At 44.2% G+C, this 14,385-nt stretch carries 15 protein-coding genes; 7 read left to right on the top strand and 8 right to left on the bottom strand.

The window, feature by feature from the left end; genetic code table 11:
- The first annotated feature begins 89 nt into the window (after positions 1 to 89).
- A complete protein-coding gene (locus R7041_RS10355; protein WP_005373607.1) occupies positions 90 to 311 on the top strand; it encodes a hypothetical protein in 222 nt (73 codons plus the stop codon).
- 125 nt (positions 312 to 436) lie between these two features.
- Here the strand turns inward: R7041_RS10355 and R7041_RS10360 are convergent, their stop codons facing one another.
- The 4 genes from R7041_RS10360 to R7041_RS10375 form a co-directional block, all read right to left on the bottom strand.
- Positions 437 to 766, bottom strand: coding sequence for a hypothetical protein (locus R7041_RS10360; protein ID WP_005373609.1), 330 nt, complete (start codon positions 764 to 766; stop codon positions 437 to 439).
- Positions 767 to 1,094: 328 nt separating this feature from the next.
- Positions 1,095 to 1,709: a LysE family translocator gene (locus R7041_RS10365; protein ID WP_005373611.1), complete on the bottom strand. Its 615-nt coding sequence runs from the start codon at positions 1,707 to 1,709 to the stop codon at positions 1,095 to 1,097.
- Positions 1,710 to 1,818: 109 nt separating this feature from the next.
- Entirely contained in the window at positions 1,819 to 2,733 is a 915-nt protein-coding gene (locus tag R7041_RS10370; RefSeq protein WP_017819875.1) for a LysR family transcriptional regulator, read from the bottom strand.
- Positions 2,734 to 2,773: 40 nt separating this feature from the next.
- On the bottom strand, positions 2,774 to 3,229 hold the full coding sequence (locus R7041_RS10375) for an Lrp/AsnC family transcriptional regulator (protein WP_005373615.1): 456 nt from the start codon (positions 3,227 to 3,229) through the stop codon (positions 2,774 to 2,776).
- 327 nt (positions 3,230 to 3,556) lie between these two features.
- Between R7041_RS10375 and yjeH the strand changes: the two genes are divergently transcribed.
- Entirely contained in the window at positions 3,557 to 4,819 is a 1,263-nt protein-coding gene (gene yjeH / locus R7041_RS10380) for an L-methionine/branched-chain amino acid transporter (protein WP_206949615.1), read from the top strand.
- On the opposite strand, the gene R7041_RS10385 is transcribed toward yjeH, so the two are convergent.
- Complete coding sequence (locus tag R7041_RS10385) at positions 4,820 to 6,265, bottom strand: PLP-dependent aminotransferase family protein (protein ID WP_064369366.1); 1,446 nt, start codon at positions 6,263 to 6,265, stop codon at positions 4,820 to 4,822.
- A 100-nt stretch (positions 6,266 to 6,365) separates the two neighbouring features.
- Here R7041_RS10385 and R7041_RS10390 point away from each other — a divergent pair, with 100 nt between their 5' ends.
- The gene (locus R7041_RS10390; RefSeq protein WP_064369367.1) at positions 6,366 to 7,022 is read left to right on the top strand and encodes a pyridoxamine 5'-phosphate oxidase family protein; all 657 of its coding nucleotides are present in this window, start codon (positions 6,366 to 6,368) and stop codon (positions 7,020 to 7,022) included.
- Here R7041_RS10390 and R7041_RS10395 read toward each other — a convergent pair.
- Entirely contained in the window at positions 7,003 to 8,325 is a 1,323-nt protein-coding gene (locus R7041_RS10395; RefSeq protein ID WP_064369368.1) for an ATP-binding protein, read from the bottom strand. The genes R7041_RS10390 and R7041_RS10395 overlap by 20 nt on opposite strands.
- Before the next feature lie 3 nt (positions 8,326 to 8,328).
- Positions 8,329 to 9,021: a response regulator transcription factor gene (locus R7041_RS10400; protein WP_005373624.1), complete on the bottom strand. Its 693-nt coding sequence runs from the start codon at positions 9,019 to 9,021 to the stop codon at positions 8,329 to 8,331.
- A 366-nt stretch (positions 9,022 to 9,387) separates the two neighbouring features.
- Between R7041_RS10400 and R7041_RS10405 the strand changes: the two genes are divergently transcribed.
- Complete coding sequence (locus R7041_RS10405) at positions 9,388 to 10,929, top strand: hypothetical protein (protein WP_064369369.1); 1,542 nt, start codon at positions 9,388 to 9,390, stop codon at positions 10,927 to 10,929.
- Positions 10,930 to 10,941: 12 nt separating this feature from the next.
- A complete protein-coding gene (locus R7041_RS10410; RefSeq protein WP_258512305.1) occupies positions 10,942 to 11,631 on the top strand; it encodes a hypothetical protein in 690 nt (229 codons plus the stop codon).
- Positions 11,632 to 11,721: 90 nt separating this feature from the next.
- Here R7041_RS10410 and R7041_RS10415 read toward each other — a convergent pair whose 3' ends face one another.
- A complete protein-coding gene (locus R7041_RS10415; RefSeq protein WP_017635163.1) occupies positions 11,722 to 12,723 on the bottom strand; it encodes an AraC family transcriptional regulator in 1,002 nt (333 codons plus the stop codon).
- Positions 12,724 to 12,830: 107 nt separating this feature from the next.
- On the opposite strand from R7041_RS10415, the gene R7041_RS10420 reads away from it, so the two are divergent.
- Both R7041_RS10420 and R7041_RS10425 read left to right on the top strand, forming a co-directional pair.
- Positions 12,831 to 13,157, top strand: coding sequence for an MFS transporter (locus tag R7041_RS10420; protein WP_017635162.1), 327 nt, complete (start codon positions 12,831 to 12,833; stop codon positions 13,155 to 13,157).
- Positions 13,157 to 14,380, top strand: a complete 1,224-nt coding sequence (locus R7041_RS10425) for an HlyD family secretion protein (protein WP_017635161.1) — start codon at positions 13,157 to 13,159, stop codon at positions 14,378 to 14,380. The genes R7041_RS10420 and R7041_RS10425 overlap by 1 nt, the downstream gene beginning before the upstream one ends.
- Positions 14,381 to 14,385 lie beyond the last annotated feature (5 nt).

Below are 14,385 nucleotides of genomic sequence, written 5' to 3' on the forward strand. Positions count from 1 at the left end.
CTCTCCGGACAAAGTGAACGTCAGCATTCATGTTTTGTTCATGTTCACAGCATTAATCTGAGCACATAAATTACAGAGAGGTCATGATTATGAATCGGATTATTGTAACTGCACTAGCACTGATTACCGGCTTTTTTACGTTAGTATTTAGCTTGATCATTGCGATTCCGTTGACCATCGCAGCATTAATTACCGGTAAACGTATTGAAAAGCGCGTCAAGAAAATGCAGAGAGAAATGCACGAAGAGTATGAGTTTAATACAGGTAAAGCAGATGCGATTGAAGGTGAATTTGAAGAGGTTCGCCGGTAAGTAAATAAGATTTAGATGAGTTTCTCTCCCCCAACCGCTCCAGAGAAACTTCTTGCTTTCACCCTGTCCTTAAAATGGCAGGGTGCTTTTTTGAAAAGCACAATATTGAATAAGCACCTAGCGGTTTATTGCTTTATCTTTTTGTTGTAGGAGGCTGTGTAACCAGCCTCCCATAAATCACCATCGACACCAGAGTATGGGTTGGATTCTTTCGGAGCGCCGCTTAGGCAAGCATCTTTGCCTTCCTTCTTAATTTCATCGATGTGGTTTAAAACAAAGTCAAAGTGTTTAGGATCAGCCTTTTGTAGTAACCCGTACAAAAGGCCAAAGCCAAGCATCGTAAATACAAACAGTTCAAAAAACACCCAAATGCTCTTTGTTGAAAAGAATATCCAAGCAACGCTGCAAACACTGGTCAAAATTACTACTGGAGCTAAATCTACTATTCTTTGCATATTGCTCTCACCTTCTAACGGTCATGGAGTCTCTACCCCTTTCATAGGGTAAGTAAGAGGAAAGTCCGTTTTTATCCAATAAAGCACTCTCGACTTAATATGCGACACTGTTAGTATTAACGTTAAGTGGCTATCGTTCTCATTATAACAATGCGTTGGAAAGTAGCTTTCACAGCAAATGAGAATATGAACCAAAGTAACACTATTGATAATATTAATTTTAGCAACGTTTAGCGTCAGAGTTACGTAAATTGTGTAAGGTTTACTGAGAGTAGACAAAAAAGCAGCCACACGGGCTGCTTTTAGTATTTCTGTCTTGCGAGCTTGTCTATACCGTTACGACCACTCTAAGAGCCAGCAGCATGAGTACTACCCCTGACAAACGATCAATCAACACTGCCTTAGAGCGAATTCTGTCAACGACTTTAGAGCTCGATAGCACTAGGGTAATAAAGGTGTACCAAAGCCCATCCACAACAAACGGCGTGGCAACAATGATCATCTGATTACTCAAATCATTACCGAGCGCGACAAACTGACTGAATAATGCGATAAAAAACAAAGCAATTTTGGGACTTAAAATCGAGATAAAAAAGCCTTCTCGCGCAGACTGGATTACCGTTGTCTCCTCACCTGACTCCAACTTCGCAGCCACACCACCTTTTGAACGCAAAGCATTAAACCCTAAATACGCAAGATATGCCGCACCCACAAGGCTAATCGTCTTGAACAGCATCGGGCTTTGCTGCAAAACAACAGCGAGACCAATCAAGGTAATAAACGCATATATACCAATGCCAAACGCATGAGCCCAAGCCGTAGCTAATCCATTGATACGTCCACCAGCCAACGAGTGCTTAGCGACAATAGCTAAACTGGGACCTGGTGACATAGCCCCTAATAAACACACGGTAAAAAGTGATAACCAAACTGTTAGTGTCATAAGAATCTCCCCTCTTTGACGCTCACTCTATCAACGGAAGAGGTATAATTAGAAATCAAAGTTATTCATACTAATCATGACTTCAAGTCATGGCTAAACGGTGTACGTATTAGCGAATGGAATATTCAGAGATTTGCATTACTGAGCGAATCTCTTCTCGCACCCATTTATGCGCAGGATCCGTGTCGTATTTGGGGTGCCACATTAACCAATATTGATGAATAGGTGTTTCGAGTGGTAATGCTTTATGGGTTAAGTCCCAATGCTTAGCGAGGTTAACGGCAATATGTTCAGGAGCCACCATCAGGTGCTCACTTGCAACTAAGCGATTGATCGCAGCAGAGAAGAATGGAACCTTAAAGGTAACGTGGCGGGTGTGCCCTAGCTCTTTCAATGCTAAATCAGTGTAGGAATCTTTGTCTCCGCCGCCAGTCACTTTGATGTGTGAATATGAAATCAAGTCTTCAATACTGATCTGGTCCTGCTTTGCTAACGGATGAGAAGATTTCATCAAACAGACTGATGAATCCTCACCAATTTTAACGCTCGACACACTCTGTGGTTTTTCTGGATACATAGAAGACGCGATATGGATGCCCGTCTCATGAAGTTTATCAAGAAAGTTGGGTTGCCACAGTCGGTACGCCATATCTAGCTGTGGCGCTTGTTCACCCAAGTGAGAGGCAATATCGGGCAATACGTATTGCGCCACGTAGTCACTAGAAGCAATAACAAGCTCACCTTGCCACTGCCGCGGCTCAAAAGGTTGGTCATCGAGTAAATGGTCAAACTCAGCCAGTAATGCATCAAGCTTTGATTTTAACGCTATTGCTCGTGGCGTTGGTATCAGTTGATTACCTTGACGAATAAGCAGTGGGTCACCACACAGATCGCGCAATTGTGCAAGCTGTCGACTGACGGCAGACTGCGTAATGTGCAAACGGTCTGCGGTCCGGCTGACATGACACTCCTCTAAAAGTACATGCAAGGATCTAAGTAGATTCAAATTAATGTTGTTTAACATATTCGCTCAGAAGGGTTTTCAACATGGCATTCATTCATGGTCACTTCACAAACAGGTTCCCAGTCGTGTTAAAGAATTCAGCTAAGACGGTATGAGTCATCAGGTTTCGAAGCTCTGGATATCGTTGAATTTGATCTCTGATTTCGTTCAAGCGAGCCATCGTAGGCACTTCGACAAAAACCATCATGTCCGTCTCACCGCTGATCGCATGACACCATTTTACGCCATCAATTTTGTATAACTCGTCCGCGTATGATTCGCAATAATACGTAGAGGTTGATTTATCGAACTTTAAGGCAAAATAGGCGCAAATCGAATCCCCACCCGAAGGCGCAATTTCAGCGTGATACCCTAGAATCACTTTGTCATGCTCTAGCTTACGAATACGGGCCGTTACCGCAGAACGAGAAAGGTTTACTTTATCCGCAATTTCAGTCACCGACAGCCGAGCGTTGTGCCTGAGCAGATCCACAATCTTATGATCAAACTTGTCCATACCGTTACCAAGCTTTCCTTATTTTTCTCATTCTATACCGATTCTAACTGCATAAGAAACCAACATTTTGTTGGAATTATTTAAAACAACCGTCATATTGACGGTTTAGTAAATCATTTTGTTATTAACATTTTGGATATGCTATTTGGCGGGCATGAGATGAGTGCTGTTATCCATTTCAACAGAAAATAGATAACACATTGAAATCAAATTCCCACCTTAAGTACTCAGCACATAAATAGCATCGCTTAAACACATAAAACGAAATAACCAGAAGCCACAAGCTTTTTCGCAATAACCCTCATAACATTGGATGAATCAATTCGCATGGAAGAGCTCAAAAAAGACATTTCACTCACATCAGGTATCGCACAGTTATCCACCACATTAATGGGAACGGGGCTGTTTATGATCCCGGCTATCGCAGCAGGTATAGCTGGCCATTTTTCACTATGGGCTTGGATTTTATTGTTCATCGCGATTTGTCCTATTGCGCTGACTTTTGCTCAACTGGGTAAACGATACCCCAACGCGGGCGGAACAGCCTTTTTTGTACGCAAAGCCTTTAACGCCAAACTGGAAAGTAGTGTCGCTTGGCTATTTGTTAGTGTCATTCCGGTAGGGGTTCCGGCCGCGATTGCACTCGCCGCAGGCTTCCTACAACAAATATTGCCAGAGCCTATTAGCAACAATCTGTTTGCACAAATTCTGACGGTAGTACTACTTGTGTTCGTCAACTTGATGGGCACAAAATCATCAGGTCATTTACAAACTCTTATTGCTTTGAGTGTCTTCGCACTTGTTGGCGCATTTTTATGGAAAGGCGACGTTAACAGCGCCGATCTTGTGATGCCCGCCATCACACAAGAGTCAATTTGGCCTATTACCGCAGCGTTAGGCGTGATGTTCTGGTGTTTTGTTGGCATAGAGGCTTTTGCCCATATGGGGGAAGAGTTCAAAAAACCTCAAAGAGATTTCCCTATTGCCATTGTGGTCGGTTGTTTTGTAGCAGGGGCTACCTATTGGGCATGCTCTGTCGTTATTTTAAAATTTGGCGCGTATGGTAACGCTCAATTTGATAACGCATCCATCCCCTGGCTTAGTGCCCAACTACTAGGCGATGGAGCCAAATGGATAATCAGCTTGATAGGTTTCTCCGCTTGTTTCGCGAGCGTTAACTTATACACACAGAGTCTAGCGCGAATGGTCTGGGCTCAAGCTCGTGAACATCGTCCTTCTAGTCCACTAGCCAAGATTTCACGTCGTGGTGTCCCTTTCTCAGCCACCATATTAGTTGGCGGCATATTATTGATATCTTGTGTGATAGGAACCCTATCACAGCTCGATCTGGAGTTTTTCCTAAAACTCGCAAACAGTGTATTCGTTCTGGTTTACATGTTGGCGATGTTAGCCGCTTTTAAATTGCTTCGAGGATTTGGTAAAGCGCTTGCGGGACTTTCTCTACTGCTTTGTACCGGTGTTTTTATATGTTTAGGCTGGTCAATGTTTTATGCACTTGGCATTTTTACTCTACTTTTATTGCCTTGGAAACAGTGGCGACATAAGCGACAAACACGTGTAGTTGAATAGTCATCGCTTCCCATTTCGAAATATGTGAGCTAAACGTTGGATACCAGCGTCTATGTTCTCTAACGCGATATTGCCGTAACCAAGCACGGCACCATGCCAGTGACGTGCTTGAAAATCTGGGTGTTCATAATAGCTCAAAGGTCGCAAGATGATCCCTTCATGCTCTGCTAGTTTTGTAAAACGCAGCTCATCCATACCGTCTTGCCATTTCAACGTAATATGAAGCCCCGCCGCTTGGCTAACGACGCAAACATGGTCGCCAAAATGCTGTTGAATGGATAAATGCATCTGTTCATGCTTAGTTTTGTACAGTCGACGCATTTTTCGAATATGACGTAATAACCCACCTTCAGTAATAAAATCTGCCAATGCTTCTTGTGTATGCATCGGCGAATCACCACTTAACGCATCCTTAACCACTAAGCATTGCTCTACTAAACGTTCAGGAACTACAAGGTAGCCAAGCCGCAATCCGTTAAACATCACTTTACTGAAGGAACCCACATACAACACGCGATCATCTCGACCCATTTGAGCTGCTAGCCCCTGTAAACTGGTATAGGGACGATGAGCAAACTGAAATTCGCTGTCATAATCGTCCTCGATGATCCAACTTGATTGTTCGACCGCCCAGTTGATGATCTTTCCTCTTTGCTCGGTATTGAGTGTGGTGCCCATCGGATATTGATTACTTGGTGTAATATACAGCGCATCGGCATCGCTTGAGGTCACCGCTTCCACATCAAAACCTAATTTCTCTCTTACGAACAAAGGCTCAAATTGATAGTTTTGGAACTGAATCAACTTCCGCATTTGCGCGTAACCTGGTTGCTCCATCAGAACCTTATCACCTTGTTTGAGCACTACCATCGTCGCAATCGACAACGCTTGCTGCGCCCCAGAGGTAATAATAATGCGCTCTGGAGAACAATTCACTGAACGGCTTGATGCGAGGTAGTCAGCTAAAGCACAGCGCAATGCCCAACTACCCTGAATATCTTGATTCCCCAACAAGCAAGTACGAGACATATGGCGAGTGAGTAACTTTTGCCATTGCGCCATCGGAAATGCGTCCAAATCCGGCACACCCGGTGCAAATGCGCGGTTGATATCAAAGTGAGCTTTCGGTGATGAGTCTCTCTGAACTGAACTAGGTTCAGGCAAGTACTGCTCTGGCAGTTCTACGGCAACATAAAAGCCAGAACCTTTTTGGCTGTTCAAGTACCCTTCCGCCACTAACTGTTCGTAGGCAGAAATCACGGTATTCCTACTTAGATTAAGCTCTTGTGAAAGCTTCCGCGTAGAAGGCAGCTTCCCATTCTTCACCCACAGTCCTTGAACAATTTTCTTGCGAATAGCCAAAAACAACGCTTGCTGACGCGTTCCTTCACTGTCTTTTAAATGTAGGTCACCGATATCAATCAAAGACAAACTGGATCCATCCATTAGTTAAAACTGGCTCTCTTTAAGCTACCAGTTAAACGCTACATTGCAATCAAAGAATGAGGATAAATCGCTCGTAATCGTGAGCAAGCAAGGAGAGAAAATGCTATCCAACACCAATAGAACGGAAATTAAGAAAGGCGCACATAAAGCCGTCTCTGATGTTAGCAAACTGCACGCCATCATAGATGAAAGCCTAATCGCTCATATTGCGATAACCAACGAGTCAGGCCCTGTGGTCATCCCTATGCTGGCATGGCGTGTCGATGATTACGTGTATATCCATGGTGCCAACAACAGTCGACTGTTACGCTCACTCAAACAAGGAGTGCAAACGTGCTTAACCTTTACTTTGTTTGATGGTTGGGTATTGGCTCGAAGTGCGTTTCACCACAGTGCGCATTATCGCAGTGCTGTGGTCTTTGGCCAGTTTGAGGTGGTGGAAGATAACCAAGAGAAAGACAGGTTGCTGAATCACTTTATTGAACAGATCGCTCCGGGGAGAACAGAACAAATCCGTTTGAGTAATGAAAAAGAACTCAAAGCCACCATGCTGCTGCGTATTCCACTCACAGAAGCATCGGTGAAAATCAGCAATTTTGGCGTCAACGACGATGCGGAAGACATGGACATCCCTGTTTGGGCAGGTGTCCTACCCTACCAAACCGTCGTAGGTCCGCTGCAAGCTTGTGACGATTTGTATGAAGGTATCGCAGAGCCAGACTACCGCAGTGCCTACTCTAACCGTTGGCAGGAATAAGCACCGTAAAACGTGCGCCGCCTAAGTGACTCTCGCCGACAGAAAGCTCCCACCCCAGTTGCCGCGCTGCACTGGTAGCGATGGCAAGCCCTAAACCAAAGCCTTTCATGTCGGCGTTGCGGCTTTTGTCTAAGCGCGAAAATGGCATAAATACTTCTTCTCGCATCGCCTCAGGGATGCCCGGACCATCGTCCTCAATATCGATGCTCCAGCAATCCGCTACCGTTCGAATCGTCACCTCAACGCAGGATTCACCGTAACGCTTGGCGTTTTGCAGTAAATTATCGAGGACGAGGTTACCCAAAGTAGGCTGAAAGTGAATCAATCGGTTCGCGAGTTCATTTTCTGCTCTCAACATGGCGGACTCTAAGCCTAGGTAATTCATGCGGCTTTTACACCAAAGTGGCAGTTCCATGGTTTCAACAGAATCGATCCATGAGTGGTTTTTCACACTCAAGCGAGACAGCATGACGATGTCGGATGTTAAATCCGTCACGACATCAACGTATCGTTCAATATCGTCATGTAACTCTGCCTGCATTTCACCACTCGTGCGTCGAGCTAAATCCGTCGCTAGCTGAATACGACTCAGCGGAGTGCGCACTTCATGAGGAATAGCTTGAGTAAAGATGTGTGTTTGGCGCACTCGTCTCTCAATCTCTTCAGACATGCAGTTGAAGCCTTGGGCGAGCTCTTTTACGGGTTGCGAAAATTGCTTTAGATCGACTCGCGTATTCAACTCACCAGCACCAAATTGTTGTTGCGCAGCCGTTAATTGCCGAATTTGGCGGTCAAGACGTCGTACAGGTATGTAAACCATAATGCCTAAACTGCATACAACAACCAAAAGCAGAGTAAGTATAAATACAATCTCAGAATCTTCATTCCAATCAACGTGTGGGCTAAAGAAGTCCGTTTTTTCTTTGAAAACTAAACTCTTCGAAGTGTTAGGCAAAGGGAATACCGCAGCATAGGTACTGCCGTCAATAAGATAAACAGGTATCCCTTGCATTCGGTACAACAGATTACAATCTCGACAAGGCGGTGATCCGTCCCAGTTTTCAACCAATGTTAAATCAAAGATAAAGAAATCTTGCTTGCCGTTTTCGGTTAACTTCTTGTAGAGAGAATCCGGAGTGCCTCGTTGCTCAATGTATTGATCGACAAAATAAGCACCATCACTCAAAAAAACACCGACTTCTGTTTTGCGCATGTACTCTTCCCCCATAAAGAGAAACAAAGCAACAGTCAGCGCAAGGCCAGTTACTAACCCCACATATAGACGAGTAAACAGGGAAAACATGCGTCATTTACCTGTCAGCATGTAGCCGTGGTGGCGTATGGTTTTAATGGTAGCCGTATGGATATGAGCCTTAGAGAATTTCTTCCTTAGTGAGGATATACGCATATCAATCGAGCGATCAGTAATACAGTATTCAATGCCTCGGGCAAGACGGCAACATGATTCACGAGATACTGGCTTATCGACATTCAGCATCAGGAGCTCTAAAATTTCAAACTCAGAACTCGTTAAACCAATATCTTTTTGCAAATAAAATGCCTGGGAGCGACGAAGACAAAGACTAATGCCATATCGGCTCAGCTTTTCTTCTTCAACGATATCAACTTGACGACAATAGCGACGCAACGCTGCTTCAATACGGGCGAGAAGGATATTGCCTTTTATCGGTTTGGTAAGGTAATCATCAGCACCAAACTTAAATAAGCTCACCTCGCTCATTTCATCATCGGTCGCAGTCAAAACAATGATAATACCATGATAAAACTTACGCGCCTCTTGGCATATTTCTGCGCCATTTTTTCCTGGTAACATCAAATCTAACAGCACTAGGTCCGGCTTGAGCCCCTTAATCGTTTCTAATGCATTTTGACCGTTATCGATGACAGTTACCGTATATCCTTCGGCTTCGAGGTACATTTTGGTTAATCGAGCAATCTCAGAGTCGTCTTCTACCAGTAAGATTGTATTACCCACCATGAATCATTTACTCCACCAATATGATGGAGGGAGTATATCGCTCGTCCTATACTGCGCAACCTACTTAAATGATAATTTTAATAAAACGCAGGCTTACATACGCTTACAAACCATACATATACGATAATCCTAATCATTCTATACCCCTAAAACCATGCAATAACCTGAGGTTTTATTCATTACCAGAATATAGCTTCACATAGAAAATAAAATTCGGAATAAAAATCCACTATATTTTTAAATGTATCGAATAATAGGTCTTACCAAAAAACAATATCAACATATATGACTTAGTTTGCTTATATAGACAGGACTTTATGTTGCTTCTAAGTTTCTTGCTCTAATAAAGTCTACGAGTAACATGAAATGAGATATTCCAAATTAACACCTTTAGCCATATTTTGCGCGATAAGTCTAACTGCTTGTGGCGGCAGTGAATCTAATCCGAAACCATCGAAAACAACACCTCCACCACCACCAATGCCAACATTGAGCACTGTCACAATCCCAACTGTCGTTTCTACAGAGTTTCCAGCCAAGTTAAAAGTGGCTGCTGATGCTGGCTTCACCCACTATGTGAAAATCTCCCTTTCCGAAGCAAACAACAACGATACATTTCACATTGTGGCTGTTGATGACGGTGCGAATAATGAAAAAATCTTTCGTGCAGCCAAAATCATCCAACACCTTCTCACAAACCAACCAGACTCTAAGTACGGTGCTGACAAGTCTCGTATCGCTAAGACATTAGCCGAGCGTGATGCCACACTAATGCTGACCGAAAACGACGAACAGAATGATGAGATGCTAACCAAAATCTTTATCAACGAACTGATTCGCCAAGGCAAATTGAACGATGCAGTTACAAGCTCGGGCTTAGCACACTCTTTTGATACGAGTTCTCTAGAAAAGTTTGTTGTAAGCATGATGGTACTTAACGAAGATGATATGGATACACTTGTCACATCTATCGCGTCAACATTAGTAACTAGTAAAGAAACACCAAACTGGCTAAGGAATAGCCAATCTTTAATGTATCGAGAACTGACAGTTGAAGGCGATTGCCATTACATGAGTAATTTTGCCGATTACTGCGCCAATCTTGGTAAAAAAGCCGAACGAGACGCCGCTTTTGAAGAAATTTTACACTTGGTCCAAGCGCAAGGTATTGCACCTAACACGGCGACTGCGGCACTGCAAAATGACATTCAAGCTCATGCGTTAAGCATCTATAACGATATTCAATCGGGCAAACCGACGGTGTGGCGCCCTACTCAGTATGACTGGGACGATTGGAAATCGGACGACTTCGATCCTGAAAGTGTGAAACAAACGGGCCCTTCATATTCTCACGAATATTTTGCTGCCGCTTTTGAAGCTTACATGGGTGTAGCAAAAGCAAACGGACATGGTTTAGATGGCTACCAAGCGTTAACGCGTGAAGAAATGCAAACCCAAGATCCACAAGCCGTTGATTGGATCAGTGGCTTATTCCACGGATACTTGCAATATACCGCGAATATCGACTCTGCGGGCGTCAAGCTCTACACAGAAAAGACAAGTCCAGGCACAGTACCTACCTTCCGTATGGCTCCCAACAAAGACGGTTTGATAGAAGCGTACACCTACAAATCTCAGTGGCTAACAAAAGTGAAGATCATTGGCGGCGACGCGATGAATGTGATCGGTAATGATCAAAACAATACTTTTGAAGGCAACAGCAAAGACAACAGCATTTATGGTGAAGGCGGTATCAACACCTATATAGTGCCACACAAACTGGCGGAATGTACTGTTATCAAAGCAAAGAGCGTTTCTGTTGAGTGCCCGAGTACAGGCACTGACGAGTTGTACGACATTCAGAACATCCAATTCACCGACCAAACCCTAGATGTAACCAAGCTATAAAAAATGAAAAACATGAAGAAACTTATTCTATTCGCTCCCTTGCTCCTTGCTGGTTGTGGTGGCCTAGCCGTCATGGATCGTACTGATGCCGTAAAAGCACAACCAGAAATGCTGATCAAAACCGACGGTGATTTTTGGGGATTCGGTGCGGATGGCCATTTTGATTTTGCTGGTAAGTACAAAGGCAAGTATTCACGCAGTGCTTCTAACTCAAGTTGGTTTAACCGTATCTCTTTCAAAGAAGGTTCAATGGGCGCAGAAGTGACTCGTATCGACAGCGGGGAAACTTGGCTTTTGAACTGCACCGGAGGCGGTATGTCGGTTAACTACATGGGCGTCGATTTTGGTGGGAATGATCCTTACACCTGTGACATTACTCAAGATGGTAAAAAAGTCGGTGAGTTTGCGATGGAGCCAAAATCGGCTCTCATCGACATCAGCTTTGAGAAAAAAGAGACAGGCATAGTGCGTATTGGTAGCACCCACTTTAATGTAGAAACTGTACATACTAGTCCTGACGCCATGATGGCGGTAGACATTCCATTGGGTTATAGCTTTAAGGAAGGCACACAAGAAATTGCCGCTGTGCAGACGAACGGTACCATTGCGGTACAGATGCTCCCTGAACTTAGCGAACAAAAAAAGGATGTAGTTGCCATCGGCGCTGTTGCAAGTGCACTAAGTTGGCGCCCTAAAAAATAGCCATTACATAAAACAACAACACACAAAAAACAAAGCCCTCTACTTTTTTGAGGGCTTTTATTGCTTGTACTCATAGAAATAAGTGGAGCACTACTTCTCTAATCTTCCCATATACTGCTTGGGCGTTAATCCACGATGTTTCTTAAACATACGATTGCAGCTCGCCACATTGGTGTAACCAAGGCGCGTGGCAATGTCATCAATACTCACGCGCTTACTCAACAAACCAGCTGCAATATTACTCAATACATAGCCAGAAACCGTCGAAAAATTGAGCCCTAATTTATGCAAACGACGTTGAAACTGCTGTTCAGATAAATCAAGCAGAGAAGACACGCGCTCTAACGTTGGCAATCCATAATGGCTGCTGTAATTCACCACTTCATAAATCACTTTCAACTCATCTTCTGGGTCGGGCATATTAAGCAAATCATCCAAATCGGAAAAACTCATCGCTAGACGGCTGTCTTCTCGATGGCTCACTTGGCGAGAAGCTAGTCGGTCATCTCCCGGGATCCATATCTCTGTTTTTGGCTGACTCCATTCCACCTCGCAGCCGAAATATTCCCGGTATCGCTCAGTATTTTTTCTCGAGCCTGAAACCTTGACACGTAAAGGCTGGTAATCTTTGCCAAGAAATTCGCGTAACACCTTAATCATAAATACCGCACAGCGGATACTATCGTGCACCTTTACTGACGTTTCTATAAACGGGTTGTGGTAAGTCCATTTGATGATTTTACCCGACTGTTCGCCAGCAAAAAACGCCCCTGATTGTAGGTTGCTCACACCATAATTCACTCGCCGAATGGTACTGGCTAAATCATTGCCGGAGAATAACCAGCGTCCCACTGGCCCTAGCTTTTGCAGTTCAATACCTCGGCTGAGACTCAACACCACATCCGGGTCACCACTGGCTTGTTCAACACAACGGTACCATTCCGCAACGGCTTTTAGCGGGATCAGTGTCATTGGGTTACGAAACACCGATGCTGGGATCCCTAACTCATCCGAGTCCAAATTGTATTTAGATAACGCGAGGTTATGCATGTTTAGAATGCCCATCGCGCGAATAAACCGAACCGTTTTCATAACCAATCACATCAAATTTAATCCTGTAGTGATTGAATCTGTCACAAAGAAAGCCGCAAATCAAATTCAGATCACAATACGCCAACAGTTTGATAGAGGAGTGTTTAATGAGTTTACTGAGTGTCCCGTTTGTCGGTACAGGCGCAGATACGGCGTTACATGTTGTCGCTGCTGTCGTTTTAATTGCGAGTGTCGCGGGCGCGTGTTACGGCTTTTGGAAAATCCATGAATTGCCTATCAATAAAGCACACAGCAAAGACCATCATCAGATAGGGCTCATCACTGCGCTGACCTGGATAGGGTTTGTCTGGCACTGGGTTTGGGTGCTAGCCGTGATCTTTGCATTCGTTGATATGGAAAAAGCCATCATCAATCTGCGTGATACATGGAAAAGTAAACCGCAAACAGAAACACAGCCAAAAGAGGAAGCATAATGTTAGAAGGTTTAGCGGTATGGGCACTCTTCATCTATCTGTTGCGTTTGGTTGGCATGCCTTGGAACAAAGCAACCAAATCGTTCGCTTATCTTGGCGGCTTGGGTTGGCTAATGTTCGTCTGGGTAGGTTTGATTAACTTCACCCCGATGGATTTATCCGGCGGTTCTGTCGTGCAGTCGCCACACATCCAATTGCGTCCAGATTCAACCAATGTAAAAGGTAAAGTTGACCACATTTACATTGAGCCGAATCAGCAAGTTAAAGAAGGTCAGCTCATTTATGAACTTGACCCAACGCAATACAACATCGCATTAAATCAAGCGAACGTATCCGCTGATTCTGCTCGCGTTGCATTAGCTACAGCAATAGGCGACATCGAGATTGAAGAAGCTAACCACGAAGCGCTAGTGCAAGATCTAGAAACATCAAAGAGCCAGTTGGAAGCGGCGAAAGTTGACTACAAATTGCAGAAAAAGATGCTAGTTCGCTATGTTGAGCAAAACCGAGTGGTGCAAAACACCATCACGGAAAGCGACATCGACAAACAGTCGAGCACAGTAGACATGGCTCGCCACAATGTGTTGACTCTTGAATCTCAAATCAAGAAGAAACAAGTCGATATTTCACGTGCGAAGCTGGCGATTCATAAAGCGGAGTTAGCGGTTGAAACGAAGCAGGCTGAATTGCGTCAAGCGGAAGAGCAAATTGCAAAAGCACAATGGGATTTGAACAGCACCAAAGTGCATGCACCTAGTGATGGCTTTGTAACTAACTTTATCCTGCGTGAAGGTCAGCGCGTATCAGCGATGCCACGTATTAATATGTACACCAACGAGAAGTACGTACTGATGCGAGTGAACCACCAAGCGATTCGTAACATCAAACCGGGTCAGCCAGCGGAATTCTCTTCGTCCGTTTACCCAGGTAAGATCTTCTCAGCGACCGTCGAAGGCATTGTTGAAGCAACAGGTGAGTCACAAGGTAATCTACTGGGTTTCGATGATTCCGTACGTGTCACCACTGGAAAGAACTTACAGAACAAACACCACTTTGTTCGTCTTAAGATTGATGAGCCAGAAGGCTACGACATCCCTGTTGGCTCTGTTGGCCTCGCATGGGTCAGCGGTGAAAAACCGATAGGCTTCATGGCCTTCTTAGATGTGATTCGCGGGATCATCATCCGAATGAAGTCTCAACTGTACTTCTTCTACTCTATCTAAACTCG

The sequence above is a fragment of the Vibrio sp. 1751 genome (assembly GCF_033339895.1).
GTDB classification, from domain to species: domain Bacteria; phylum Pseudomonadota; class Gammaproteobacteria; order Enterobacterales; family Vibrionaceae; genus Vibrio; species Vibrio alginolyticus.